22 protein-coding genes and 1 pseudogene are annotated in these 22,784 nt (G+C 67.1%); 3 read left to right on the top strand and 20 right to left on the bottom strand.

All coding sequences use genetic code 11. From position 1 onward, the window contains the following. Positions 1 to 120 precede the first annotated feature (120 nt). Positions 121 to 1,629, top strand: a complete 1,509-nt coding sequence (locus tag ACW176_RS19635; RefSeq protein WP_492110324.1) for a spinster family MFS transporter — start codon at positions 121 to 123, stop codon at positions 1,627 to 1,629. Positions 1,630 to 1,648: 19 nt separating this feature from the next. Here ACW176_RS19635 and ACW176_RS19640 read toward each other — a convergent pair whose 3' ends face one another. From ACW176_RS19640 to murC, 14 genes and pseudogenes are all read right to left on the bottom strand, one after another. Beyond that, entirely contained in the window at positions 1,649 to 2,032 is a 384-nt protein-coding gene (locus ACW176_RS19640) for a Rieske (2Fe-2S) protein (RefSeq protein ID WP_419320768.1), read from the bottom strand. Then, positions 2,029 to 3,036 carry a fumarylacetoacetate hydrolase family protein gene (locus tag ACW176_RS19645; RefSeq protein ID WP_492110325.1) on the bottom strand — a complete coding sequence of 336 codons (1,008 nt, stop codon included), beginning with the start codon at positions 3,034 to 3,036 and terminating at the stop codon, positions 2,029 to 2,031. Before ACW176_RS19645 ends, ACW176_RS19640 begins: the two co-directional genes overlap by 4 nt. 25 nt (positions 3,037 to 3,061) lie before the next feature. Further along, the gene (hmgA, locus tag ACW176_RS19650; protein WP_492110326.1) at positions 3,062 to 4,342 is read right to left on the bottom strand and encodes a homogentisate 1,2-dioxygenase; all 1,281 of its coding nucleotides are present in this window, start codon (positions 4,340 to 4,342) and stop codon (positions 3,062 to 3,064) included. Positions 4,343 to 4,371: 29 nt separating this feature from the next. Further along, positions 4,372 to 4,494, bottom strand: a pseudogene (locus tag ACW176_RS19655) (hypothetical protein). An 11-nt stretch (positions 4,495 to 4,505) separates the two neighbouring features. Further along, complete coding sequence (gene hppD, locus ACW176_RS19660) at positions 4,506 to 5,576, bottom strand: 4-hydroxyphenylpyruvate dioxygenase (RefSeq protein ID WP_492110327.1); 1,071 nt, start codon at positions 5,574 to 5,576, stop codon at positions 4,506 to 4,508. A 16-nt stretch (positions 5,577 to 5,592) separates the two neighbouring features. Further along, positions 5,593 to 6,714, bottom strand: coding sequence for a histidinol-phosphate transaminase (gene hisC, locus ACW176_RS19665; RefSeq protein WP_492110328.1), 1,122 nt, complete (start codon positions 6,712 to 6,714; stop codon positions 5,593 to 5,595). 215 nt (positions 6,715 to 6,929) lie between these two features. Beyond that, a complete protein-coding gene (locus ACW176_RS19670) occupies positions 6,930 to 7,400 on the bottom strand; it encodes an Lrp/AsnC family transcriptional regulator (RefSeq protein ID WP_419320762.1) in 471 nt (156 codons plus the stop codon). Positions 7,401 to 7,647: 247 nt separating this feature from the next. Further along, on the bottom strand, positions 7,648 to 9,186 hold the full coding sequence (ftsZ, locus tag ACW176_RS19675) for a cell division protein FtsZ (RefSeq protein ID WP_492110329.1): 1,539 nt from the start codon (positions 9,184 to 9,186) through the stop codon (positions 7,648 to 7,650). A gap of 320 nt (positions 9,187 to 9,506) precedes the next feature. Further along, positions 9,507 to 10,832: a cell division protein FtsA gene (ftsA, locus tag ACW176_RS19680; protein ID WP_419252011.1), complete on the bottom strand. Its 1,326-nt coding sequence runs from the start codon at positions 10,830 to 10,832 to the stop codon at positions 9,507 to 9,509. Between the two features lie 27 nt (positions 10,833 to 10,859). Next, positions 10,860 to 11,771, bottom strand: a complete 912-nt coding sequence (ftsQ, locus tag ACW176_RS19685; protein ID WP_492110330.1) for a cell division protein FtsQ — start codon at positions 11,769 to 11,771, stop codon at positions 10,860 to 10,862. Continuing rightward, a complete protein-coding gene (locus tag ACW176_RS19690) occupies positions 11,740 to 12,711 on the bottom strand; it encodes a D-alanine--D-alanine ligase (protein WP_492110331.1) in 972 nt (323 codons plus the stop codon). The genes ftsQ and ACW176_RS19690 overlap by 32 nt, the downstream gene beginning before the upstream one ends. A 194-nt stretch (positions 12,712 to 12,905) precedes the next feature. Then, positions 12,906 to 14,378: a M20/M25/M40 family metallo-hydrolase gene (locus tag ACW176_RS19695; protein WP_492110332.1), complete on the bottom strand. Its 1,473-nt coding sequence runs from the start codon at positions 14,376 to 14,378 to the stop codon at positions 12,906 to 12,908. A gap of 191 nt (positions 14,379 to 14,569) precedes the next feature. Continuing rightward, entirely contained in the window at positions 14,570 to 15,475 is a 906-nt protein-coding gene (murB, locus tag ACW176_RS19700) for a UDP-N-acetylmuramate dehydrogenase (RefSeq protein WP_492111974.1), read from the bottom strand. Between the two features lie 11 nt (positions 15,476 to 15,486). Then, a complete protein-coding gene (gene murC, locus ACW176_RS19705; RefSeq protein WP_492110333.1) occupies positions 15,487 to 16,908 on the bottom strand; it encodes a UDP-N-acetylmuramate--L-alanine ligase in 1,422 nt (473 codons plus the stop codon). On the opposite strand from murC, the gene ACW176_RS19710 reads away from it, so the two are divergent. Then, positions 16,907 to 17,416, top strand: a complete 510-nt coding sequence (locus ACW176_RS19710) for a hypothetical protein (RefSeq protein WP_492110334.1) — start codon at positions 16,907 to 16,909, stop codon at positions 17,414 to 17,416. The two genes, murC and ACW176_RS19710, sit on opposite strands and share 2 nt — an antisense overlap. A gap of 14 nt (positions 17,417 to 17,430) precedes the next feature. Here the strand turns inward: ACW176_RS19710 and ACW176_RS19715 are convergent, their stop codons facing one another. From ACW176_RS19715 to ACW176_RS19730, 4 genes are all read right to left on the bottom strand, one after another. Further along, entirely contained in the window at positions 17,431 to 17,766 is a 336-nt protein-coding gene (locus ACW176_RS19715; RefSeq protein WP_492056851.1) for a hypothetical protein, read from the bottom strand. Then, positions 17,763 to 18,470 (bottom strand): hypothetical protein, encoded by a 708-nt coding sequence (locus ACW176_RS19720; protein WP_492110335.1) that lies wholly within the window; start codon positions 18,468 to 18,470, stop codon positions 17,763 to 17,765. Before ACW176_RS19720 ends, ACW176_RS19715 begins: the two co-directional genes overlap by 4 nt. Positions 18,471 to 19,335: 865 nt before the next feature. Next, a complete protein-coding gene (locus ACW176_RS19725) occupies positions 19,336 to 19,710 on the bottom strand; it encodes a hypothetical protein (protein WP_492110336.1) in 375 nt (124 codons plus the stop codon). Then, positions 19,680 to 20,072 carry a hypothetical protein gene (locus tag ACW176_RS19730; protein ID WP_492110337.1) on the bottom strand — a complete coding sequence of 131 codons (393 nt, stop codon included), beginning with the start codon at positions 20,070 to 20,072 and terminating at the stop codon, positions 19,680 to 19,682. Before ACW176_RS19730 ends, ACW176_RS19725 begins: the two co-directional genes overlap by 31 nt. Positions 20,073 to 20,320: 248 nt before the next feature. On the opposite strand from ACW176_RS19730, the gene ACW176_RS19735 reads away from it, so the two are divergent. After that, positions 20,321 to 20,947 carry an SOUL family heme-binding protein gene (locus tag ACW176_RS19735; RefSeq protein ID WP_492110338.1) on the top strand — a complete coding sequence of 209 codons (627 nt, stop codon included), beginning with the start codon at positions 20,321 to 20,323 and terminating at the stop codon, positions 20,945 to 20,947. Between the two features lie 5 nt (positions 20,948 to 20,952). Here ACW176_RS19735 and ACW176_RS19740 read toward each other — a convergent pair whose 3' ends face one another. Next, complete coding sequence (locus ACW176_RS19740; RefSeq protein WP_492110339.1) at positions 20,953 to 21,939, bottom strand: HupE/UreJ family protein; 987 nt, start codon at positions 21,937 to 21,939, stop codon at positions 20,953 to 20,955. Next, positions 21,936 to 22,781 (bottom strand): peptidyl-prolyl cis-trans isomerase, encoded by an 846-nt coding sequence (locus ACW176_RS19745; RefSeq protein WP_492110340.1) that lies wholly within the window; start codon positions 22,779 to 22,781, stop codon positions 21,936 to 21,938. The genes ACW176_RS19740 and ACW176_RS19745 overlap by 4 nt, the downstream gene beginning before the upstream one ends. Positions 22,782 to 22,784 lie beyond the last annotated feature (3 nt).

Consider the following 22,784-nt stretch of genomic DNA (forward strand, 5'->3'; position numbering starts at 1 on the left):
CCCTTTCAAAGGGGGGAGGGCTTCTGGATCACCCCGGCAAATCCCGCTGGCGCTGCGACTTCCGTTACGTCTACAGTCCCCTCAACAATTAGAACAAATGTTTGAAGGGAGCGCGCCAGCATGGCAGACGCGATTGCGTCCAGCGGAACAAAACCGCTGTATTCCAACGGCTACAAGGCCACGGTGCTGGGGCTTTTGCTCGCCACCTACACTTTCAATTTCATCGATCGCACGATCATCGCCACCATCGGTCAGGCCATCAAGGTCGACCTGAAGCTGACCGATACGCAACTGGGCCTGCTGGGGGGCCTGTATTTCGCCCTGCTCTATACGATCCTCGGCATTCCCATCGCGCGCCTGGCCGAGCGCTTCAACCGCGTGACGATCATCTCGGCCTCGCTGGTGATCTGGTCGGGCTTCACCGCCCTGTGCGGCAGCGCCGCCAGCTTCGCCCAGCTGGCCGCCTATCGCTTCGGGGTCGGCATCGGCGAGGCCGGCTGCTCGCCGCCCAGCCACTCGCTGATCAGCGACTATTATGCGCCCAAGCAGCGGGCCACGGCCCTGTCGATCTATTCGTTCGGCATCCCGCTGGGCACGATGTTCGGCGCCGTGGCCGGCGGCTGGCTGGCCCAGGAGTTCAGCTGGCGCGTGGCCTTCGTGATCGTCGGCCTGCCCGGCATCCTGCTGGCGATCATCGTCAAGCTGGTGGTCAAGGAACCGCCGCGCGGCCATTCGGAAGCCAAGGAACATCCGCTCGAAGCCGAGGATGTGGTGGTCGAACCGCCCAAGCCGGCCTTCTCGATGGGCAACGAGTTCCGCGAAATGTGGGCCGTGACCAAGGTGCTGTTTGGCAAGTGGCCCGTGCTGCACATGGTGCTGGGCGTGACCATCGCCTCGTTCGGCTCCTATGGCTCCGGCGCCTTCGTGCCGTCCTATTTCGTGCGGGCCTTTGGCCTGGACCTGGCGCAGGTGGGCCTGATCACCGGCCTGATCGGCGGCTTCTCGGCCGGGGTCGGCACCCTGGTGGGCGGCTTCCTCAGCGACTGGGCCGGCAAGAAGAGCGCCAAGTGGTACGCCCTGACGCCCGCCATCGGCCTGACGATCTGCACGCCGATCTACGTCCTGGCCTATCTGCAGCCGACCTGGCAGGCCACGGCCCTGATCCTGCTGGTCCCCGGCATCTTCCACTATGTGTATCTGGCCCCGACCTTCGGCGTGGTTCAGAACTCGGTGGATCCGCGTCGCCGGGCCACGGCGACGGCCATCCTGTTCTTCTTCCTCAACCTGCTGGCGCTCGGCGGCGGGCCGGTGTTCACCGGCTGGCTGATCGACCATCTGGCGCAGTACAACTTCAATACGCCTGACGCCGGCGGCCTGATCGCTTCGCTGTTTGGCTCATTTGGTCTGCCCGACACCGCCACAAACTTCGCGGCCGCCTGCCCCGGCGGCGTGGCTCCGGCCGGTTCGCCGGTCGCGCTGGCCGATCAGTGCCGCACCACCCTGGCCCTGGCCAGCCAGCAGGGCATCATCGTCTCGCTGTGCTTCTACGCCTGGGCCGGACTGCACTACGCCCTGGCCGCGATCGGCATGGTCAAGCACATGAAGGAACGGGCGGTGGCCCAGGCCTAACCTCGAAGGCGGGTGGTGGCTAAGCCGTCACCACTCGCCCCTCGCGGACCTCCACCGGCCAGGGCGACAGCTTCGCCCCCACGCAGGGACCGCCGACGCAGGCCCCCGCCTCGACCGTGAACATCGCTCCGTGCCAGGAGCAGGCGATCAGCCCGCCGTCCGGCGTCAGATACTGATCAAGCTGTTGAGCCAGCGGCAGGCCGGCATGCGGACAGCGGTCGACATAGCCGAACACCGCCTCCCCCCGCCGGACCACGAAGCCGTGGAAGCGCTTGTCGCCGATCTGCAGCACATAATTGCGCGCCGCCCCGTCGGCGATCAGGTCGAGCGGACCCAGACTGATCCCGGCCCGCGTCGCCCAGACCCGTCCAGCCGCTTCGACCTGTTCGCCTTCCGGACTCAAACCCGCTCGACCGTCTGCTCTATGGCCCCGAAGATCGTGTGGCCCTTGGCGTCCTTCATCTCGATCCGGACGGTGTCGCCGCCCAGCAGGAACGGCGTGCTGGCCTTGCCGTGGACCAGGGTCTCGACGGTGCGCAGCTCGGCCAGACAGGAATAGCCCAGGCCGCCCTCGGCGACCGGCTTGCCCGGCCCCTGGTCGGCCCCGCGATTGCTGACCGTACCCGAGCCGACGATGGTGCCGGCCGCCAGGCCGCGGGTCTTGGCGGCATGCGCCACCAGGGTCCCGAAGTCGAAGGTCATGTCGACCCCGGCGTCGGCCTTGCCGAAGTCATCGCCGTTCAGGCTGACCAGCAGGGCGCCGTGCAACTTGCCGTCCTTCCACGCATCGCCCAGCAGGGCTGGCGTGACGGCGACCGGCGAGAAGGCGCTGGCCGGCTTGGACTGCACAAAGCCGAAACCCTTGGCCAGCTCGGCCGGGATCAGGTTGCGCAGCGACACGTCGTTGCACAGCATCACCAGGCGGATGGCGGCCAGGGCCTCCTCGCGGGTCGCGCCCAGCGGCACGTCGCCAACGATCACGGCGATCTCGCCTTCCAGGTCGCAGCCCCAGGCGGCGTCGGCCAGCGGGATCTCGTCGCGCGGGCCCAGAAAGCCGTCGGAGGCCCCCTGGTACATCAGCGGATCGGTCCAGAAGGTCTCGGGCATCTCGGCGCCGCGCGCCTGCCGCACCAGCTGCACGTGGTTCACATAGGCGCTGCCGTCCAGCCACTGATAGGCCCGGGGCAAGGGGCTCTCGGCCTCATGCTCGTGGAAACGCTCCTTGGGAACGCCGCCGTGCTCCAGGCTCTCGGCCAGGCCGCGCAACAGGGCTTCACAGCGTCCCCAGTCATCCATCGCCGCCTGCAGGGTCGGCGCGATCGTCGCCGCGTCGGTAAACCAGGCCAGGTCGTTGGAGACCACCACCAGACGGCCGTCACGGCCGCCTTTGAGAGACGCGAGCTTCATGGGCGCTTCCTCGTTATCGTTATCGTTAAGGCAGGACGGCCTTGGGGAAGCCCGACCAGCAGGCGTCATAGTCGGCCTGAAGTGCGCAATGCTCCAGAGCAAATCGCGTGGGGCGGAGCACCCATCGGCTTTCGAACATGAAGGCCATTGTGTTCTCGATCCGGTGCGGCTTCAGATCGGCCGCCACCGCGCCCTGCCAGCTGGCCAGATCGGGGCCGTGATCGCTCATGGCGTTGTGCAGGCTGGCCCCGCCGGGCGAGAAGCCGCCGGCCTTGGCGTCATAGGCGCCGGTGACCAGGCCCATGAACTCGCTCATCACGTTGCGGTGGAACCAGGGCGGCCGGAACGTGTGCTCGGCCACCATCCAGCGCGGCGGGAAGATCACGAAGTCGCAATTGGCCGTGCCGGGGATCTCGCTGGGCGAGGTCAGCACCGTGAAGATCGACGGATCCGGATGGTCGAAGCTGACGGTGTTGATCGTGTTGAAGCGCGAGAGGTCGTACTTGCAGGGCGCGAAATTGCCGTGCCAGGCCACCACGTCCAGCGGGCTGTGATCCCACTGCGACGACCAGAGGGCCCCCTGGAACTTCTGGATCACCTGCGTTGGGGCATCCACATCCTCGAAGGCTGCGACCGGCGTCTCGAAGTCGCGCGGATTGGCCAGGCCGTTCGCGCCGATCGGCCCCAGGTCAGGCAGCTTGAAGGCCGCGCCATAGTTCTCGCAGACATAGCCGCGCGAGGGTCCGTCGACCTCGACCCGGAAGCGGACGCCGCGCGGGATCAGGGCGATCTCGCCGGGGCCGGCGGTCAGGACGCCCAGCTCGGTGACCAGGGTCAGCACGCCCTGTTGCGGCACGATCAGCAGCTCGCCGTCGGCGTCCTGGAACACCCGGTCCGTCATCGACGTGTTGGCCAGATACAGATGGATGCCGATCCCGGCCTGGGTCGCCACGTCGCCATTGCCGGCCAGGGTCAGCAGGCCGTCGACGAAATCGATCGGTTCGGCGGGGATCTCGATCGGGTCCCAGCGCAGGCGATTGGGCGTGACAGGCCCGTCAAACGACCCGCTGGCCAGGCTCGGCTGGGCATAGGGCTCATAGCGGCCATGACCGGCGCTGGGCCGCAGGCGGTAGAGCCAGCTTCTGCGGTTTTCGTGACGCGGCGCCGTAAAGGCCGCGCCCGACAGTTGTTCGGCATAGAGCCCGAACGGAACCTTCTGCGGCGAGTTCTGGCCCACCGGCAGGGCGCCGGGGACGGCCTCTGTGGCGAAGTGGTTGCCGAAGCCGGATTGGTATTTGAGGTCCATGTGCGTTCCCAAGCCTTGGCGATCAGCAACTAAACCTTGTCATCCCGGAAGCCTCGCAGAGGCTGTCCGGGACCCAGGGGCCGGCGCACTGCGGTTGCCCCTGGGTCCCGGCTCTACGCTACGCTTCGGCCGGGATGACAAGGAAGGGGAATTCGGAGGCGGCCTAAGCCTCGACCGTGATCACGCCGCGGCGGATCTGGTCCAGCTCGATGCTCTCGAACAGGGCCTGGAAGTTGCCGTTGCCGAAGCCCTGATTGCCCTTGCGCTGAATGACCTCGAAGAAGATCGGGCCAAACAGGTTTTCGGTGAAGATCTGCAGCAGCAGGCCTTCCTCACCGACATTGCCGTCCAGCAGGATGCGGTTCTTGCGCAGCCGTTCCAGGTCCTCGCCATGGCCGGGCACGCGCTTGTCGACCAGCTCGTAATAGGTCTCGATGGTGTCCTGCAGCTTGACGCCCCGGGCGCGCAGCTTCTCGACGGTGTCGTAGATGTCCGGCGTGGTCAGGGCCAGGTGCTGGATGCCTTCGCCGTTGTACTGGCGAATGAATTCCTCGATCTGGCTGTGATCGTCCTGGCTCTCGTTGAGCGGAATGCGGATGGCCTTGTCGGGCGCAATCATCGCCTGGCTGAACAGACCCGTGGCCTGCCCCTTGATGTCGAAATACTTCTGCTCCTCAAAGCCGAAGACATCGCGATAGAAGGTCGACCAGGTGCTCATCTGGCCACGCTTGACGTTGTGGGTCAGGTGGTCGAGCAGATCCAGGCCGACATTGTTCCTGGCCTCGGCCTCTGCGGCGCCGGGAACCTGGTCCCAGCTGTCATAGATCGTGCCCGGATCACCGGCGCGCTCAACCAGATACAGCATCGAACCGCCGATGCCTTCCAGCACCCGCGCGCCCTCGCCCAGCAAGGTCTTGCTGGCGTCGGCGGCGACGGCCCCGCGCTTCAGCGCCTCGGCATAGGCGGCTTCCACATTCTCGACGCGGAAGGCCATGCCGTTGGCCGACGGGCCGTGGGCGGCGCGGAACTCGGCGACCTGGCCGGTGGTCTCTTCATTGACCAGCAGGTTGATGCGGCCCTGCTTGTAGCGGGTCACGGCCTTGGTCGGGTGCTTGCTGGCCGGCACGAAGCCCAGGGCCTCGAACAGCGCCTTCATGGCGGCCGGATCGGGGCTGGTGAACTCGACGAATTCGAAGCCGTCGAGGCCCAAGGGATTTTCGGGGGTCATGGACATGAGGTCTCTCCGAAGCTCAGTTGGCCAGCGCGGCCGGCAAGGCGGCGATCAGGCGGTCATTGTCGGCTGGACGGCCGATGGTGATGCGAACCCAGCCGCCGGCCACCGGGGTCGGACGGATGATAAGCCCTTCCTGCAACAGGCGCGCGGTCGTGGCTTCCGGGCCCGCCGGCGAGCGCAGAAACACGAAATTGGCCTCGCTCCGGGTGTGCTCGATGCCCATGGCGTCCAGCGCCGCCTCGACCCGGCCGCGCTCGGCGATGGTCAGGGCCACGGTGCTTTGCAGGTGGTCCACATCCGCCAGGGCGGCCTGGGCGGCGGCCTGGCTAACCGAGGTCACGTTGAAGGGGGGCCGCAGGCGATCCAGATAGCCGACCAGCTGCGCCGACGAAGCGACGCCATAGCCCACCCGCAGGCCGGCCAGGCCATAGGCCTTGGAGAAGGTGCGGGCCGACACCCAGGGACCGCCCCAGGCTTCCAGCAGGGCGAAGGTGTTGAAGGCCTCGTGATATTCGCGATAGGCCTCGTCCACGAACACCACAGTCGAGCAGGGCGTGACCGCCAGGATCTCGCCGATATCGACGCCGGTCAGGGCGTTGCCCGTCGGGTTGTTGGGCGTGCACAGGACCAGCAGCTTGGGCCCCTTGGCCGCCTCGACCTTGAAGGCCTCGACGTCGAGGTCGAAATTGGCCAGGCGCGGCACGTCGACGATGGTCGCCTCGGCGCACTTAGCGAAGATCTCGTAGGCCGGGAAGGTCGGGGTCGACAGCAGGATCGTTTCGCCCGGCGCGATGACGGCGCGGAACAGATAGTCGATCAGGGCTTCGGAGCCCGGCGACACCACGATCCGGGCCGGGTCGACCGACAGATGCGCGCCCAGGGCGCCGCGCAGGGTCTCGCAATAGGGGTCGGGATAGATCTCGGGCGAGGCCAGAGCCGCCTGGACGGCGGCGGCCACCGTAGGGCTGGCGCCCAGCAGGTTTTCGTTGCTGGCCAGCTTGGAGAAGGTGTCGCGGCCGGTGCGCCGACCGGCCTCGGCCAGGGTCATGCCCGAGCGATAGGCCTGAACGGTTTCCAGCGCCGCGCGAACGGGCGACGGGACGGCCGAAGCCAGGGGCTTCTGGTCGACAACCAGCATGAAAACCGCTCCTCGAATGAACAGCGGTCAGGATAGCGCGGAGGAAAAGTCAGAACCTGTCGATTATGACCCAGCCTACGACCAATCCGGTCACATTATGCTAGCTAGATCACCTATATCGCCATAAAATGCCGACGACCCAGGCCCAATAAACTTCCGTCATTCCCGCCACAAGGGCGGGAATGACGGCTTGGAGGAAGGGCTGTAACGCCCGCCTAATCCAGAAAATCCAGCGGCAGGGCCGGTGAGTCCTTGATCGTCTCCAGCACGAAGCTGGACTGGATGCCCTTGACCGCCGGCATCTTCAGCAGGCGCTTCATCGTGAACTCGGCATAGGCGTCGAGATTGGGGGCCAGCACGCGCAGCAGATAGTCATAGCCGCCGGTCATGGCATAGCAGCCGACGACCAGGGGCTCGCGCAGCACCGCTTCCTTGAAGGCTTCGGCGGCGGTTTCGCTGTGGCGATCGACCTGAACCTCGACATAGGCCAGCAGGTCCAGACTGGCCTTGCGGCGATCCAGCAGCGCCACATAGCCGGAGATCAGGCCCGAAGCCTCCAGCTGCTTGACGCGGCGCAGGCAGGGGCTTGGCGAAAGCCCGACCCGTTCGGCCAGATCAACATTCGAGATCTTGCCGTCCTGCTGCAGGATCTCGAGGATTTTCCGATCGGCGCGGCTGAGCTTCATGTGACCTATTTGGGTGGAGAATTGGCAGGATGTGCCAGGTTTGTAACAGATCCAGATGGCAGATGCTCCCCCTCTGGGGGGAGCTGTCGCGGAGCGACTGAGGGGGCCGTCGCCGCCATCTCAGAGCTACCCCCCTCCGGCCCTCCGAGCCACCTCCCCCAGAGGGGGAGGATCTAGCGACCCAAACAGCAAAACGCCCGGGGCTTTCACCCCGGGCGCTTCAGACTTCAGACCTTGATCGAACCGATCAGTTCGCCAGGCGACGCAGGAACGACGGGATCTCGAGATCCTCGCCTTCATCGACCTGTTGCGACTCGAGCGGTTGCAGGGTCGGGCGGGCGTTGGAGGTCGAACGCGCCTGCGGCTGCTGTTGCGGCGCAGGTTGCTGGTCGTAGCGCTGGCGACCGCCACCAAACAGGCTCATCCAGCCACCGGACTTCTGCGGCTGCCGGTCGGCATAGTGCTGCTCGGTGTAGAGCGGCGCTTCCTCAACGTCGTCGACCATCGGATCGACGATCCGGGTCACGGTGCGCGGAGCCGGCGTGGTGATACGAGGCTCGGGGGCGGCCTCGGACACGACAGGCTCTTGGAAATAGAGGTCGGCTTGCGGCGCTTCAGCGACAACTTCCGGCTCGGGCTCGTAAGCGGACTCGGGCGCGTAGGTGGTCGACTGGGCCACCGGACGATCGAACGGACGCGCTTCGTAGCGCGAGGTCGGACGGGCCGGCTCAGGCTGCGGGACCGGACGGGTGGTGTCGACGATCAGCGGGGCGGTCGTGGTGTTGCGGGTGACGGGCTTGGGCTCGATCTGGGCGATCGAGGCGCCGTCCATGCCGGTGGCGACCACTGAGACGCGGATCACGCCTTCCAGCGACGGATCGAAGGCCGCGCCGAAGATGATGTTGGCTTCCGGATCGACCTGATCGGAGATGGCGTTGGCGGCTTCGTCGACTTCCAGCAGCGTCATGTCCATGCCGCCGGTCACGTTGACCAGCACGGCCTTGGCGCCCTTCAGCGAGACTTCGTCCAGCAGCGGGTTGGCGATGGCGTTCTGGGCGGCCATCAGGGCGCGGTCTTCGCCGGTGCCCTCGCCGGTGCCCATCATCGCCTTGCCCATTTCGGTCATGACCGTGCGGACGTCGGCGAAGTCGAGGTTGATCAGGCCCGGCAGGACCATCAGGTCGGTGATCGAGCGAACGCCCGAGTGCAGGACCTGGTCGGCCATGCCGAAGGCTTCGGCGAAGGTCGTGCGCTCATTGGCTACGCGGAACAGGTTCTGGTTGGGAATGACGATCAGGGTGTCGACATAGCGTTGCAGCTCACCGATGCCGGCGTCGGCCAGACGCATGCGGTGACGACCTTCGAAGTGGAAGGGCTTGGTGACCACGCCCACCGTCAGGATGCCGCGCTCGCGGGCGCACTTGGCGATGATCGGGGCCGCGCCGGTGCCGGTGCCGCCGCCCATGCCGGCGGTGATGAAGACCATGTGAGCGCCGTCCAGGTGCTCGCCGATCTCGGGGAAGCTTTCTTCGGCGGCGCTCATGCCCACCTCGGGGTGGGCGCCGGCGCCCAGGCCCTGCGTGACCTGCACGCCCAGCTGGATGCGACGGTCGGTCTTGGCGAACTGAAGCTGCTGCGCGTCAGTGTTGGCGACCACGAACTCAACACCTTCGAGGCCTGCCTCGATCATGTTGTTGACCGCATTGCCGCCCGCGCCACCGACGCCGAACACGACGATACGCGGCTTCAGCTCAGTGGTGCGCGGCGCTGAAAGAGAAATAGCCATGGAACCCTCGCGACCTTACGCCGAAATCGTCAAACAGGACCCCGGCGGTTCAACCGTCGGGAACGCCTCGACGATTGGGTTAACAGAACAACCACCATCGTTAATCGGCGGTTAACTGCATAATATGAGTCGGGGACACGTCGAGCGCTGCCTGAGCAGAATTCTTGCTCCATCAACAGAATCTCTTGGGAGTCCAAGGGTTCCGGAGGGTTCTTGATAGTTGATGCGACCGAACGCCGCTGCGGTCTATTTCGCGACACGTCGAGAGCTTGACCACGCGTTCAAGCGTGACCGCCGGCGACAACCGTCAAGAGAGGGCGTCAAAGGTTGTCGCGCAGCCAGGCGGCGGCCTTAGCCATCGGACTGGCGTTGGGGTCCATGGGTCGCTTGCGCAAGGCGGCCGTCGCCAGAGCCTTCGGAGACACCACTTCGCGCGGACCAAAGGCCGAGCGATGCAGCACGCCGGCGGCGGCGCAGAAGGCCGGACCCGAGGCCGCGTCGGCCAGATGCGGCACCCGGCGCGGACGGCCCAGACGGACCGGACGATCGAAGACGCGCACGGCCACCTCGCGCACGCCGGCCAGCTGGCTGGCGCCGCCGGTCAGCACGATGCCCGCGCCCGGCTCGACCGGGGCGCCCGAGGCCTTCAGGCGCTCGCGCAGCAGTTCCAGCGTCTCTTCGACGCGCGGCTGGATGATGCCCTTGAGCAGCGAGCGCGGCGCGATCACCGGACCGGCGCCCGGATCATCACCGCGCGGCGGGGCTTCGATCATCTCGCGGTCTTCGTTGGCCGAGGCGATGGCGCTGCCGTGCAGGGTCTTGATGCGCTCGGCGCCGGCGACCGAGGTCTGCAGGCCGCGGGCGATATCCTGGGTCACGTGCCCGCCGCCGACGGCCAGGCTGTCGACGTGGCACAGGGCGCCGTTGTTGAACACCGCCACCGAGGTCGAGCCGCCGCCCATGTCGATACAGACCGCGCCCAGGTCCATCTCGTCCTCTTCCAGGGCCGCCAGGGCCGAGGCGAAGGGCGCGGCGACCACGCCTTCGAAGGACAGGTGGGCGCGCTCGACGCAGTGGGCCAGGGTGTGGAAGACGTTTTCGTTGATCGAGACGACCAGCAGTTCCAGGCCCAGCGCGCGGCCGAACATGGCGCGCGGATCGCGGATGCCGCGCTGGCCGTCCACCGACCAGGCGATGGGCAGCAGGTGGATCGGCTTGCGGCCGGGAATCTTGACCTGGGCCAGGGCCGAGGCGATGGCGCGCGACAGGTCGCCGTCAGCGATCGGCCGGGCGCCCAGGGACACCTGGGTGTGGACGCGGTTGCTGGCCAGCTGGCCGCCGGCGGTGCAGACGCTGACGCCCTGGACGTTGACGCCCGCCACGGTCTCGGCGCGCTCGACAGCCTGGGCGATCGCTTGCGCGGCCTCGTCCAGGTTGACGATCGCGCCGCCGCGAACGCCGCGCGACTGCACATAGCCGACGCCGGCTGTGGTCAGGGTGCGGTTGTCACGATGAATGCCGTCGGCCTTCATGATGAAGCAGGTGACCTTGGACGCGCCCAGATCGACAGCCGCGACCGCAGGCTGACGAACGAGCGTCGCCTTCAAGCCGTCACGGGCCTGTTTCCGATCTTCCAGTCGCGACATCGCTATCGTCACCCCAACACCATCACACTACGCCCCGCCTGCCACGGTCTGCCCAGGCAGAGCCGCATCACGGGGTCTCACAGCCACCATATCGGGATCGCGCAGATCGATGCGCGCAAACCCCAAATCCAGGATTCGCTGTCTCTGGTCCAACTGATCCAGCTGGATCAGTGCGGATTCTTCGTCGATCGCCGGAAGCTGGATCAGAGATCCGTCTTTCAGGCGCAGATCCCAGCGGCGATCATCGACGCGCACCAGCGCTTCAAGACGATCGCGAAGACGCGGACGGGCGGCGACAGCCGGCAGGATGGCGCCGGCGGCCTGATCGGCGCCCTGCCCTACCACCAGCGGCAATTGCGGGAACTGCGAGGCGTCGGCCTCGCTGATCACGCGCCCCTCGCCGTCGATGACACGCATGCGGCCGCCACTCTGCCAGACGGCCAGGGCGGGACGTTCCTCGACCGCGATGAGCACCGTATCGGGCAGCAGGCGCACGACCTTGGCTTCCTTGACCCAGCCCACCATCTCGACGCGCTGGCGGATCTCGGCCAGGTCCAGGCCCAGGGTCGGCTGGTCCAGATACAGCCCCGACGCGCGTCGGATGTCCGCGTCAGCCTGGGCCGAGGCGCCCTGGACGTGCAGGGTCTTGAGCTTGAAGCCGGCGGACGCGAACTCACCGTCCACGCCCTGGCGTGCAGCCGTGACGAGGCGCTCGGCCCGATGGCCGGTCGCGAGCATCACCACAAGCCCAAGGCCAAGCGCTACGCCGGCGACCCCCAAAGCGAACGCGGGCGACAAGCCCACGCCCTTGGCGGCGCGCAGTTTCGCAGCCGGCTGCGCGCCCTTGGGCGGAGCCGAACGAGCCTTGTTCGGACTTGCGGGCACTTCGGCCCGAGGGCGCCTAGGCTTAGGCGGTCCCCCCCGCACTACAGCGGGCATAAGCGTCCTCCACGATCCAGAGCACTAAATGATCAAACGAAATCCCGACGTGGGCGGCTTGCTCAGGTGCGAGCGAAGTCGGTGTCATGCCGGGTTGCGTATTGACCTCTAGAAGGACCAGAAGGTCGTTAATGTCGTCATAACGGAAGTCAGACCGGGTTACGCCTTGGCAACCAAGAGCTGTGTGGCCAAGCTCGGCCATCCGCATGGCCCTATCCCTTACGCTGTCAGGGATTGGGGCCGGCAAAACATGGATGGAACCGCCCTCGGAGTACTTGGCGTCGTAGTCATAGAAACCTGTGGACGAGCGAATATCGGTCACCGCAAGGGCCTTGGGACCATTTGACTCACCCATCACGGCGACGGCCAGCTCCAGCCCGCGGATATAGGGCTCGATCATCACCTCTTCGCCGTAAGTCCATGTGGGCATTGCCAATTCCTGCGGCGGCCGGTTGGCGCCTTCGAAAACCAGGAATACCCCAACCGAAGATCCCTCGGCATTGGGCTTCACAACGTAGGGAGGCTGCATCACATGGTCGCGTGCGGCGATATGTCGATTGAACAGACCGCCGCCGGGCACGATCACGCCCGCCGCAGCCAGCACGGCCTTGGCCTTGGCCTTGTCCATCGCCAGGGCCGAGGCCAGCACGCCCGAGTGAGTGTAGCCGATCTTCAGGGTCTCCAGCACGCCCTGGACGCAGCCGTCCTCGCCCCATTCGCCGTGCAGGGCGTTGAAGACCAGGTCCGGCGCGACCTTTGTCAGCACCTGGGCCACGTCCTTGCCGGGATCGACGCGGGTGACCTTGGCCCCCAGCCGCTCCAGCGCGTCGGCGCATTCCCGTCCCGAGACGAGGCTGACCTCGCGCTCGGAGGACGGACCGCCCAGCAGGACGGCGATGTGGCGGCCGGCCAGGGGGGCGTCGGTGTTCGGCTGGGTCATGGAGGGGCTCGACGAAGCGCTGAAGTTAAGCGCCACTCCTAGTGAGCGACGGCGGTCCTGCCAATATTCCTTGTCATCCCGGCCGCACGCCGGCGAAGGCCGGGGGGAGAGCCGGGACCCAGGGGCAAATGCAGTGCGGTTGCTCCTGGGTCCCCGATAGCCTCTGCGAGGCTTCCGGGATGACAAGATAGCGTTTAGTGCGCCGCCGCCGTCGCCGGCTTCAGCGCCCGGAAGTCGATGTCGCTGTCGGCCACCAGATAGAGGAAGCTGGCCCACGCGGCCACGTTCTGGGCCAGCTGGATCGGGTCCACCTTGTTGAGCGTGTCATCGGCTGTGTGGTGATAGTCGAAGTAGCGGCTGGCATCCTGGTTCAGGTTGATCACCGGCACGCCGGCCTCCTCGATCGCGCCGATATCGGCGCCGCCATGGGCGGCGGGGGCGCGGTCCAGATAGATCTTCAGCGGCATGAGCACGCGGGTCGCGGTCTTGATCACTGGATGGTCCAGCGCGCCGGCCGGAACCTGCAAGCTGTAGATGCGGTCGGCGCCGGTGTCGCTCTCGCCGGCCAGCACGATCTTCGACAGCGCGTCCTTGTTGGCGGCCAGATAGGCGTCCGACGAGCCGCCGCTTTCTTCAGAGCCCCACATCACGACGCGGATCGTGCGCTTGGGATGCCTGGGCAGGTCGCCGATCAGCTTGGCGGCCGCCGTGGTGATGGCGATGCCCGTGGCGTCGTCCAGGGCGCCGGTGCCGACATCCCAGCTGTCGAGGTGGCCGCCGATGACGATCACTTCGTCAGGCTTTTCCGAGCCCTGGATGTCGCCCGAGATGTTCCAGGCCACGTCCTTGGCATCAAAGCTGGACTGCAGCTTCAGCTTGATGCGCAGCGGGCCCTTGGCGGCCAGACGCTCCAGCTGCTCGGCTTCCGGCACGCCGATCGCGGCGGCGGGGATGGTCACCACGCCCTCGCCATTGGCGGTGCTGCCGGTGTGCGGCACCGAGGAATCCGAGGTCGAGATCGAGCGGATCAGCATGGCCACGGCGCCGCGCTTGGCGGCCTCCACCGGACCGGCCCGGCGCGAGATGCCGGCGACGCCGTAGCCGGCCCCGTCCTGGGCCCTGACCATCGGCTGGGTGATGACCACGATCTTGCCCTTCAGCGCGCCTTCCGGCGCGGCGATCATCTCGGCATAGGTCTTGAACAGCGCCACCTCGGCCTCGACGCCTTCGGGCGGGGTCGAGATCGTGCGGCCCAGGCCCACGGGGTTGAGGTTCATGGCATAGGGCGCCATCAGCCAGGCGCTCTCCTCGCCACGCGTCCAGGACGGCTTGGCGAACTCATCGACCTTGATGTTGGTGAAGCCCAGGGCCTTGAACTGGGCCACGCCCCAGTCCTTGGCCTTTTCCATGGCCGGCGAACCGACCAGGCGCGGACCGATAGTGGTGGTCAGGTCCTCGGTGATGTCCCAGGCCAGGTGATCGCGCAGGGCCTTGTCGCGCAGGCCGACGGCGACGGCCTCGGGCGAAACCGGCGCAGCGGCCGGCGCGGCGGACTTGCCTGCGAACAGGGTCTTGAGCCCCGACTTTGCCTGAGGGGCGGTCTGGGCCTGGGCCCCACCGACCAGAAGGGCGGATACGGCGGCGGCGGTCAGCAGGGTGCGGAACATGCGCGAAGATTCTCCGAAATTTGACCTGTCATAGCATCGCGGCGCGCCCGGGACAGTCAGCATTGGCTGAATGATCCTCACCCTCTGGGGGAGGTGGCCCGGAGGGCCGGAGGGGGCCAGCGCGGCCCGTGCCCAGCGAGCCCCCTCAGTCGCTCCGCGACAGCTCCCCCAAAGGGGAAGCATCTTGCGGGCTAAGGCCGTCCGATCCGCTTGATTTCCCAGTCCAGCTGGATGCCGGTCTTGGCCAGCACATCAGCCCGAACCGCGTCGCCCAGGCCTTCCAGGTCGGCGGCTGTAGCCTCGCCGGTATTGATCAGGAAGTTGCTGTGCAGCGGCGAGAACATCGCCCCGCCAAACGGTTTGCCCCGCCAGCCGGCCTCGTCGACCAGCTTCCACGAGGAATGGCCCGGCGGGTTCTTGAACGTCGAGCCGCCGGTCTTTTCGCGGATCGGCTGGGTGGTCTCGCGGCGGGCGGTGATCTCGGCCATGCGATCGCGCACATCGGCCGGATCGTCGGGCGTGCCCCGGAACATCGCCTGCACCCAGAACATGCTGTTGGGCGGGACTTCCGTGTGCCGATAGGTGAAGCCGAAGTCTTCGTTGCTCCAGACCCGCATTTCGCCGGAGCGGTCATAGCCCCAGGCGCTGACCAGGATGTCCTTGGTCTCGCGGCCATAGCAGCCGGCGTTCATGGTCAGGGCGCCGCCGACCGTGCCCGGGATGCCGACATAGAATTCGAGCCCGCCCAGCCCCGCCCTCGCCGCCGCCCGGGCCACCGAGGCGTCCAGCGCCGCCGGACCGGCGATGATCAGGTTTTCCTCGAGATCGACCGTGACCTCGCCGAAGGCCCGCCCGGCGCAGCGGATGACCACGCCCTCGACCCCGCCATCGCGGATGATGACGTTGGAGCCGACGCCCAGCGCCTGGACCGGAACCTCGGGCGGCAGAGCCATCAGGAAGTCGCGCAGGTCGTCGGCGTCGGCCGGCAGGAACAGCACCTCGGCCGGGCCGCCGACCCGGAACCAGGTGAACGGGCCGAGCGGCTCGTCAAACAGCAGCTTGCCGCGAACGGCGGGGAGGTTCGCCTTCCAGCTCACTTCGCCCGCGCTCACGTCGCCAGCGCTTCCAGCTGCCCCGGCAGGGCATAGGCCCAGGTGGTGATGTCGCCGGCCCCCAGCAGCACGACGAGGTCGCCGCTGACGGCTTCGGCGGCGATCAGGCGCGGCAGGGCCGTGGGGTTTTCAAGCGGCAGGGCCCGGCGGTGGCCAAACTTCTTGAGGCCCTCGACCAGGGCGTCGCGGTCGATGCCCTCGATCGGGCTCTCGCCGGCCGTATAGACGTCGGCGACGATCACCGTGTCGGCGTCGTTGAAGCACGAGCTGAACTCGGTCATCAGGTCGCGCAGCCGGGTGAAGCGGTGCGGCTGGACCACGGCGATCACCTTGCCGTTCGGGGTCACGGCGCGGGCGGCCTTGAGCACGGCGGCGATCTCGACCGGGTGGTGGCCATAGTCGTCGACCACGCGGATCCCGCCGGCCACGCCGGTGGTGGTGAAGCGGCGCTTGACCCCGCCGAAGCTGGCCAGACCGGCGCGGATGGCGTCGGCGTCGACGCCCAGTTCGCGGGCCACGGCCACGGCGGCAGTGGCGTTGAGCACATTGTGGTGCCCGGCCATCGGCATCTTCAGCCCGTCATAGCGCACTGGATCGCCCGCCAGCGGCGAGACGATGATGTCGAACACCGAGCCGTCGGGGCCCATCTGGATGTTGGAGACCCGCACCTCGGCCTGAGGATTGACGCCATAGGTCACCAGCCGGCGGTTCTCGATCCGGGCGGTCAGGGCCTGGACTTCCGGATGGTCGGTGCAGACCGCCGCAAAGCCATAGAAGGGGATGTTCTCGATGAAGTCCTGGAAGCCCTTCTTGACCGCGTCAAAGGTGCCCCAGTGGTCCAGATGCTCGGCGTCGATATTGGTGACGATGGCCACAGTCGACTTCAGCTTCAGGAACGAGCCGTCGCTCTCGTCGGCCTCGACGACGATCCAGTCGCCCTCGCCGACCTTGGCGTTGGTGCCATAGGCGTTGATGATGCCGCCATTGACCACGGTCGGGTCCAGGTCGCCGGCGTCCAGCAGGGCGGCGACCATCGAGGTCGTCGTCGTCTTGCCGTGCGTGCCGCCCACGGCGATCGAGAACTGCAGGCGCATCAGCTCGGCCAGCATCTCGGCCCGGCGCACCAGCGGCAGGCGCTTGTCGCGGCCGGCCGCCATCTCGACATTGTCGGCCTTGACCGCCGTCGAATAGACGATGGCCGAAGCGCCTTCGACATTGGCCGCGTCATGGCCCACGAAGATCCGCGCGCCCAGCTTTTCCAGCCGCTCGGTATTGGCCGACGCCTTGGCGTCGCTGCCCTGAACGGTGTAGCCGATACGCAGCATGATCTCGGCGATGCCGGACATGCCGATGCCGCCGATGCCGATGAAGTGCACGGGGCCGAGTTCGAAGGGTACGGGGCGTCGACGCTGGATCATGAAAAGCCGATTAGACCATTTGCGCGCGACGCGAAACGCCCTGTTGGCGCTGGTTGTGTGGACAACGCCAACACTCGCCCAAACCGCCTCCCCCGCCCCGCTTGAGCTGCGGCTGGCCGACGTCGGCCGCTTCGCCGTCTTCGTCGATCTGACCAGCGTCCAGTGGACCGGCCGCACCGCGAAACTGCGCGTGCTGCAGGTCACCGAAGGCGGCTTCAAGGCCGGGGCCGATGAATACTGGGGCGGCTGGCGTCACGAGGTCATCGACTGCGACGCTCGCACCATCGCCCATGCCGGCTTCGGCAGCATCCGCGCCGGCGGCCGCGAAGGCCCGGTCACCGGCGACCAGCGCCCCGCCGCCCCGATCCCGCCCGGCGGCGCCGACGACGCGGCGGCCAAGGTGGTCTGCGACGGCTGGAAGCCGTTCGCCGGGGTTCCGGTGGCGACCAGCGTCGAGCAGGCGGTGGGCCTGGCCCGGCCGCTGATCGAGACGGGGGCGGAGCCTTGAGGGGCGACTGATCGTCAGCTGTCGAAGAGGTCTAAGGGCTCTTCGATAGGGGTTCGACGATCTACGAAGAGGGTAAGTCCCTCCTCTTCGGCCACGCGAATAAGCCAGGCGCCGGCGACGCGCATCAGATAGAATGCCACCTGAAGATCGTCGGCTCCGTTCGCGGTGAATTTGTATCGTCGACCGGCAAGCTGGACCTCTAGATCGCCCGTCTGGCGCTCGATGGGTTCGTCCTCGTCAATATCGATATAGGTTGGCGCACCAAACCTGATGAGAATTGCGCCGGCCCCTTCCTCTCCGTCAGCGCCAATGTAGGGAACACTTCTAGGCCCTAATTCTCGCAAACTCATTTCAACGACCTCCCGTCAAAGAGCGGCAAACTAACAGCATTGATGCCAAAACGCATGCACGTCGCATGTCGCTCTGCAGCGGAAGCCATGCATTGAGCGTATATAGCCTCCTTTTGAGACTTACCCTTTCCGTACATTATTGAATACGTTTTGCATTTTATCTCGTCAGAGAAATACAACTCATCGCAATCGTCCTCGATATTAATGGACGTTTTTCCCACTCCGGGCCGCCACTTTCGAATCCGCGGCTTCTTGCGTCCCGCGCCAACAACTTCATCCGTCACTCTCAGGTTCAGGCTTGGGGTTGGCAACTTCAGGAACGGCGTCTTCTCCCGACCGGTTGTCCGGCTATCGAAATCACCGATCGCGCGGGTCAGCGCGACGCCTCCGGCGAGTGCCGGGAGCCCAGCCGCCTGAGCGAGAGGCCCAGCTTGAGGATGGCTGGCCAGCACACGGGCGGCTTGCACCAGCCGCCGCCGCATCTTCGGCTTCGGGCTCGCCTTGGACGGCTTGTGTAGCTTGGCGCCTCCACCACCACCGCGGCCCGTATCGACCCACTGCCCGCCGTTCGAACTCCCGACCGGCGCCCGTGGCTGGTTGGGATCAAACTTCGTTTCCAGATCCCGGATCGCCTGCCGCAGCACCTCGGCCGCCGCGTCGCTCCGGAATTTTCCTAGTGCGCTTTCAAAATCATCAGACGTCATCGTCCTCTCCGCATAGGTGCGGCCCCGAAATGGGCGCACAGGTTCGCATCTCCGCCGATATTCACCGGCGGGTTGGGGAGGCGGCGGAGCGTCCGGGCCAGGCCCGGATGAGTGTAGTTGGAGTACCGTTTCGGCCGTGGCCGGAGCGCTCCGCGCGGTTGTTGGTCAGGAGCATCGCCGGGCTGGCGGGGTTTTAACCCGCTCCGGTAGCTAGGCCCCTGGCGGGCGGAAGGGATAGCGACCCTTCCGGACCGCGCGGGCGATTTCAGCCCGCGCCTGCAGTGCCCGTGCAGGCATCGCCAAAGGGAGTTCCCGACGGTCGGGTCCGGCTTCATCGCGCTGCGCCCCGCAGGACCGCCCCGCTCCGCCAGACCCCATCGGGCCTTCAACGACGACCGACGGGCACGACCCGCACAACCGCCTCCACCGCCCGTCAGGTCGCCAGCTGGACGCCCTCCCCTTGCGATGAAGCGAGGAGAAGTATGCGGGCGTTTTGCAGGGGGCTGCGTCGATTTTGGATTGTGACGCTGTGTGGCGGGGCTAGGGCGTTGAAGTTGTTGGGGCGAAGAGGCCAGTATCCCCGTTGGAGCGCGGGGATAGAGCTCGGCCGAACGACGGAGAACTGCTGAAGAGCCCCCTGCCCGTCATCCCGGGACTTGTTCCCGGGACCCATGGTTCAGCCGCCCCGCCGTCGAACACCCCTTCATCGCCCGTACCGCGGACAAATGGGTCCCGGGAACAAGTCCCGGGATGACGGGGATCATCGGGTCTGAACGCGAGGCCACCTTCCAACGATGTGGGCGCCGGCGCCATCAGGTCACCATCACCCGGCCCTTCGCCCGCTCTCCCACAAGGGGAAGCCCCCTCACAGCACAAACACGTCCATCGGCGCGACGACCGGCGTTTGCCCCCACGCGAACAGCACCAGGCCCCGCGCCCTGGCGGTCTCGATCAGCCAGGCGCCCGACAGCTGGATCAGCTCATAGGTGACCTGCAGCTCGTCGGCGCCGCGCGTCTCAAGGCGGGCGGTCTGACCGTCGAGGTCGAGGTCGGCCCAGCCGATGACCTGGTCAGCCGCCAGGGACCGCAGGGTCATCAGGACCGAGCCCTCTTCATCGTCATCATCATTGGCGGCGGCGGCGCCTGCGCGCGCCACCCGGCAAAAGGAGATCGCACGCGGTCCCAGCACCAGATCCTCGACCACCGCCGTCATGGGCGCGCCGCGAACAGCTGGGGCCATGTCGTCACCGGCGCCTCGCTGCCTGACAGCAGGGTCAGGCCCTCCTCCTCTGCGGTGCGGATCAGCCAGTCGCCGGCGAACCACATACAGAGCCGCAGAAGGTGGATGTCGTCGCTGCCCCGAAACGTCTTGGCCCAGCGGTGGCCGTCGATCTCGACCCAGAACCGGCCCAACAGGTCGTCAAAAGGCTCGTCCTGCTCGAAGCCTTTCACGTGCTCGAAGGTGCTGAACTCGCGCGCACCCATGCGGATGCGGACGGACGCCTCGCAGCGGTCGCCGTCCGCGTCCAGATAGGGAATGAACCGGGGGCCGATCACCCGGGGCCGGTGCGGCCATCTCACATAGGTAAAAGGCGGCCGCATCGCCCTGCTCCCATCCCCGTGACACAAGCCTAGCGGGATGAGAACAAAGTGGCAACTCTTGAGTGCGCGAGCGCCACGGTCGCCAAACCGGTACAGTTGGCGGTGCTGTTCTCGACCCTCTCAGAGGCGCCGCCCGGCTGACGCCGATCCGTCTGGATCGGGCCGGTCTTGCCCGCGCAACGAAGTCAGGCCCGGGCCGTTCAGTCCGGTGTTAGTGTGGTCGCCGGGCGCCCGGCGGGGGAAAAGGCATGAGCATGATCCTGAGACGCATGGCCATGACCGCAGTGCTTGCGGCAGTCTTTCTGGGAACCGTGGCCATGGCCGTTGAAGAACCTGCCTTTAAGGTCGTCCTCCACGAGGGCGACTTTGACGTTCGCGACTATCCGGCCCTGGTGGTCGCCGAAGTGACCGTCAGCGGCGATCAGAAAGAAGCGGCCAGTCGCGGCTTTCGACTGCTGGCCGGCTATATCTTCGGCGGCAACAGGACGCGCCAGAGCATCGCCATGACCGCGCCGGTCGCCCAGGCGCCGGCCGGCCAGACCATCGCCATGACGGCGCCGGTCACCCAGACCCAGAGCGCCGGCCAGTGGGTGGTGAGGTTCACCATGCCCAGCCGCTACAGCCTGGAAGCCCTGCCTGAGCCGAACGACCCCCAGGTGAAGCTTCGCCTCGTTCCGGCGTCACGCCTGGCGGTGCTGCGCTTCTCCGGCCTGGCCGGAGCGGACACGGTCGAGGCCAAGACCGCCGACCTGAAGAAACGCCTGTCGGCCCGCCAGCTGCGGGCGACCGGGCCCGCGTCGCTGGCGCAGTACAATCCGCCCTGGACCCCGTGGTTCATGCGGCGCAACGAGGTGATGATCCCCGTCGCCCCTTAGCGGTGTCAGCCCAGAATGCGGACAATGCACCAGTAGGCGGCCGTGACGCCGATGCCGTACGCGGCGCTGCGCTGAAAGAGGCGACGGTGTTGCGGGGCGAAGCGGCGGATCATCTCCAGCACCAGCAGTCCGGCCCCGACGATGATCAGCTGCCCGATCTCGACGCCGATATTGAAGGTCAGCAGGGCGGTGGGGACCTCGCGCTCGGGCATGCCGATCTCGGCCAGGGCCCCGGCGAACCCGAACCCGTGCAGCAGCCCAAAAGCGAAGGCCACCAGCCAGGGGGCCCGTTCCGACAGGCGCGGCGGCCCCTCGGGCCGTGACTTCACGATCTCGACGGCCAGGAACACGATCGACAGGGCGATGCAGATCTCCACCGGCTGACGCGGCAGGCTGATCAGGTTCAGGGAGGTGGCGACCAGGGTCAGGGAATGGGCGAGCGTGAAGGCCGTCACGGTCTTGGCGATCCGCATGCCGCCGCGCAGCAGCAGCACCAGGCTCAGGACGAACAGCAGGTGATCATAGCCGGCCAGGATGTGTTCCACGCCGAGCACCAGATAGGTCCGGGCCACCTGCAAGCGGTCGGGCGCCGCCCGCACCTCCATCAGCGGTCGGTCGGCCGTGAGGCGGCCGACCTGAACCGGACGCCCCAGCGGCGCAATCCGCACCAGGGCGTCGGTGAAGGTCGCGTCCAGCCCGGTCAGGCCGACGGTCTGGCCTTCCAGCCCCCGGGGACAGTCGAAGCTTGCCACCTCGACCAGCGCCCCGGCGATCAGGTCGCGCGACGGCGGCTGCAACCGGCATTGCGCCGGCAGGCTGGGCGCGGCGTGGGTCGCCAGACCGCCGCGGATCGGCGCCTTCCAGACCATTTTCCAGGCCGTAGGCGAGGTCTGGGTCAGCTCCAGATAGCCGGGCCGCAGATCGTCAGCCCGGGCCACGCCGGCGAGCGTCAGCCAGGCCAGAACCAGGGCGGCCAGACGCAGCAATGTCATTCGGGCCGCGCAATGACGATGTCATAGCCCTTGAGCAGGTCCTGATAGGCCTTGGCCTCCCGCTCGGCGCGGGTGGCGGCGCGCCAGTCATTCTCGACCGCCTGTCGTACCTGATCCAGCGCGGGCGGCGGCCCCAGCTTCACGGCGGTGACCTTGACCACGTGCAGGCCAAAGCCCGAGGCGACCGGACCCGTCCAGCGGCCGGTCGGCGCGCGCAACAGGCCTGCGGAGAACGCCTCGCCAAACTGCCTGTCGACCTCGGAACGGGAGGCCTCGGACAGGGTGGTCGGCAGCGACAGGGGTTGCCTCAGCTGAGCCGGCGACGCGCCGGCCGCCAGGCGGGTGAGGATCGTCGCGGCCCGGGCCTCGGCGGCGTCGCGGTCGGTGGCCGAGCCGACATAGATCTGCTCGAAGCTGAGCTTGGCATCCGGGACGTAGAGCGCCGGATGGGCCTGCATCCAGGCCTTCAGGACATCATCGGCCGGGGTGACGCTTTCCAGCTGGTCGGCGGCCAGGAACTCCATCTTCGAGCGCAGCCGTCGCCGGATCACCGGGTCGTCACGATCCAGACCCAGGCGCAGGGCCTCGCGATAATAGACCTCCTCCTGGACATACTCGCCGATCAGCCCGTCCAGCTCGGCCGGTGTCGGCGGGCGATGCCAGGTCTGCATCCACAGGGTGACGATGCGCTGGACCCGCGCCTCGTCGACCGCGATGCGGCGCTCACCCGGATCGGGACCGCCGCCGGCCAGGGCGAAGACCATGAAGATCACGGCCCCGGCCAGCAGGAACTGGACCAGGGGCTCGCGCAGACCCTGGACCAGGCGTTCGCGTAGCGTCATCCG

It is taken from the genome of Caulobacter sp. FV1ye13L (genome assembly GCF_058681155.1).

Bases quoted from the DNA above. Each gene is read 5' to 3' on its own strand.
- hmgA (WP_492110326.1), bottom strand. From the start codon at position 4,342: ATGGACCTCAAATACCAATCCGGCTTCGGCAACCACTTCGCCACAGAG.
- ACW176_RS19645 (WP_492110325.1), bottom strand. From the start codon at position 3,036: ATGAAGCTCGCGTCTCTCAAAGGCGGCCGTGACGGCCGTCTGGTGGTG.
- ACW176_RS19690 (WP_492110331.1), bottom strand. From the start codon at position 12,711: ATGACCCAGCCGAACACCGACGCCCCCCTGGCCGGCCGCCACATCGCC.
- ACW176_RS19725 (WP_492110336.1), bottom strand. From the start codon at position 19,710: ATGGCCCCAGCTGTTCGCGGCGCGCCCATGACGGCGGTGGTCGAGGAT.
- ftsZ (WP_492110329.1), bottom strand. From the start codon at position 9,186: ATGGCTATTTCTCTTTCAGCGCCGCGCACCACTGAGCTGAAGCCGCGT.
- ftsQ (WP_492110330.1), bottom strand. From the start codon at position 11,771: ATGCCCGCTGTAGTGCGGGGGGGACCGCCTAAGCCTAGGCGCCCTCGG.
- ACW176_RS19635 (WP_492110324.1), top strand. From the start codon at position 121: ATGGCAGACGCGATTGCGTCCAGCGGAACAAAACCGCTGTATTCCAAC.
- ACW176_RS19745 (WP_492110340.1), bottom strand. From the start codon at position 22,781: ATGACGCTACGCGAACGCCTGGTCCAGGGTCTGCGCGAGCCCCTGGTC.
- ACW176_RS19740 (WP_492110339.1), bottom strand. From the start codon at position 21,939: ATGACATTGCTGCGTCTGGCCGCCCTGGTTCTGGCCTGGCTGACGCTC.
- ACW176_RS19730 (WP_492110337.1), bottom strand. From the start codon at position 20,072: ATGCGGCCGCCTTTTACCTATGTGAGATGGCCGCACCGGCCCCGGGTG.
- murC (WP_492110333.1), bottom strand. From the start codon at position 16,908: ATGATCCAGCGTCGACGCCCCGTACCCTTCGAACTCGGCCCCGTGCAC.
- ACW176_RS19735 (WP_492110338.1), top strand. From the start codon at position 20,321: ATGAGCATGATCCTGAGACGCATGGCCATGACCGCAGTGCTTGCGGCA.
- ACW176_RS19710 (WP_492110334.1), top strand. From the start codon at position 16,907: ATGAAAAGCCGATTAGACCATTTGCGCGCGACGCGAAACGCCCTGTTG.
- hppD (WP_492110327.1), bottom strand. From the start codon at position 5,576: ATGTCCATGACCCCCGAAAATCCCTTGGGCCTCGACGGCTTCGAATTC.
- ACW176_RS19720 (WP_492110335.1), bottom strand. From the start codon at position 18,470: ATGACGTCTGATGATTTTGAAAGCGCACTAGGAAAATTCCGGAGCGAC.
- ftsA (WP_419252011.1), bottom strand. From the start codon at position 10,832: ATGTCGCGACTGGAAGATCGGAAACAGGCCCGTGACGGCTTGAAGGCG.
- ACW176_RS19715 (WP_492056851.1), bottom strand. From the start codon at position 17,766: ATGAGTTTGCGAGAATTAGGGCCTAGAAGTGTTCCCTACATTGGCGCT.
- ACW176_RS19695 (WP_492110332.1), bottom strand. From the start codon at position 14,378: ATGTTCCGCACCCTGCTGACCGCCGCCGCCGTATCCGCCCTTCTGGTC.
- hisC (WP_492110328.1), bottom strand. From the start codon at position 6,714: ATGCTGGTTGTCGACCAGAAGCCCCTGGCTTCGGCCGTCCCGTCGCCC.
- ACW176_RS19670 (WP_419320762.1), bottom strand. From the start codon at position 7,400: ATGAAGCTCAGCCGCGCCGATCGGAAAATCCTCGAGATCCTGCAGCAG.